Raw genomic sequence first — 2,103 nt, forward strand, 5'->3', positions numbered from 1 at the left:
CGGACAGCTCGCGGGAGAGCTGGACCACGGTCTCCGGATCGATCTCGCCGGAGCCGAGCTGCGCGGTGACGATGTCGTGCCGCGCCAGGATGGCGTCGAGGCGCTCGGTGGAAAGGGGATCATCGCCCGTGTTTCTGCAGGTCTGCGCGTGCCGTTCCGGGCTGGGCGCGGGTCTCGTCTCGGGGGGAAGAGACGCGTGGCTTGGAGGGACCGTGACCCGGCAGGACTTCCCCCAAATCCACGCCCCTTCCGTTCGAGAGCGGAAGCCGCGGCGCGTCGGCCGAAAGCGTCGTGGCGTTGCCGTACAACCCCGGCCGAATGTTCGGCAAGGGTCGCAGTTAAATAGGGATGCCGTGGGCGTGCGCGAAGGCCGTGAGCGCCGGGCGCAGGGAGTCGCCGTCATGCATCCGCGCCATCTCGGCGTCGATGAGTTCGGCGATGGCACCCGCATCGAGGCTCAGCACCATGGCCTTGACCGGCCCGATCGCGGCCGGCGACATCGACAGCTGCCGGTAGCCGAGGCCGATCAGCGCCATGGCGTCGAGGGGGCGGCCGCCGATCTCGCCGCAGACCGTCACCGGGCAGGAGGCCGCGTTGGCCCGCTCGGCGATCAGCCGGAAGGCGCGGAGGGCCGCCACGCTCAACGGATCGAAGCGGTCGGCGACCCGGCGATTCTCCCGGTCCACAGCGAACAGAAACTGCATCAGGTCGTTCGAGCCGACCGACAGGAAATCGGCCTCCCGGGCGATCTCGTCGATCTGGAACAGGAGCGAGGGCACCTCGATCATCGCGCCGAGGCGGCAATCGGTGGGAAGCCGGTAGCCGTGGCGCTTCAGGTAGGCCTTTTCCCGCTCGACGATGCCGCGGGCGCGCACAAATTCATCCACCGTGGCGACCATCGGGAACATGATCTTGAGCGGGTCGCCGTCGGCGGCCTTCAGCAGGGCGCGCAGCTGCATGCGCAGCAAAGCCGGCCGGTCGAGGCCGATGCGGATCGCCCGCCAGCCGAGGGCGGGGTTCTCCTCCTCGAGCTTGGCCATGTAGGGCAGGATCTTGTCGCCGCCGATGTCGAGGGTGCGGACGGTGACGGACTTGCCCGCCGAGGCGGCGAAGACCTTGCGGTACAGTTCCTCCTGCTCGGCCGCCGACGGCATGCGCTGCGCCACCATGAACTGCAGCTCGGTGCGGAACAGGCCCACGCCCTCGGCGCCCGTCTCCTGCAGGTGGCTGAAATCGACCAGCAGGCCGGCATTGAGGTGCAGGCCGACGCGCACGCCGTCGCGGGTCTGGGCGGGCACGTCCCGCAGCGCCCGGTACTGCTCCTGCCGCCGGGCGCGCAGGCGCACCATCTCGGCATAGGCGGCCTCGACCTCGGGACCGGGCCGGACATGGATCTCGCCGGCCACGCCGTCGACGATGATGGCATCGCCCGCGTCGCACAGGGCGGTGGCATTCTCCACCTCGCCCACGGCCGGGATGCCCAGCGCCCGGGCGACGATCGCCACGTGGCTGGTCGGACCACCCTCCTCCAGGACGATGCCGCGCAGGGTCGAGGCCTCGTAGTCGAGGAGGGCCGCCGGCCCCATGGTGCGCGCCACCAGGATGGCGTTCTCCGGCAGCACCATGGTTCCGGCCGCTTCGGAGCCGATCAGGGTGCGCAGGACGCGGTTGGCGAGATCGTCGAGATCGTGCAGCCGCTCCCGCAGATACGGATCCGACTGGCGCATCATCCGCGCGCGGTTGTCCGACTGGACCCGCTCGACCGCGGCTTCTGCGGTCAGGCCCGACGCCACGGCCTCCCGCATGCGCCGGAGCCAGCCCTTGTCGTGGGCGAACATTCGGACGGTCTCGAGAACCTCGCGGCTCTCCGCGGTACCGATCCGGTCGCCGCGCTCCACCAGCGCGTCGATCGCCGAGCGGACCTCCTCGATGGCCGCGTCGAGGCGCGCGACCTCGCGGTCGACGTTCTCGGCGATCAGCGTCTTCACCACGACGCGGGGCTCGTGCAGCACCACGTAGCCGAGGCCGATGCCGTCGGCCAGCGCGATGCCCCGCGCCAGGACCGGGCGGCGGGCCGCGGTGCCGGCATCGGGGGCCAGCCCC

1 protein-coding gene is annotated in these 2,103 nt (G+C 71.0%); it reads right to left on the reverse strand.

The genetic code is table 11. The features are described from left to right. Window positions 1-338 precede the first annotated feature (338 nt). Window positions 339-2,103, reverse strand: a 1,765-nt coding sequence (ptsP, locus tag I53_RS00145; RefSeq protein WP_043345271.1) for a phosphoenolpyruvate--protein phosphotransferase, incomplete at its 5' end; no start/stop codon positions are given.

The organism is Methylobacterium sp. B1, assembly GCF_000333255.1.
Lineage (GTDB): Bacteria > Pseudomonadota > Alphaproteobacteria > Rhizobiales > Beijerinckiaceae > Methylobacterium > Methylobacterium fujisawaense.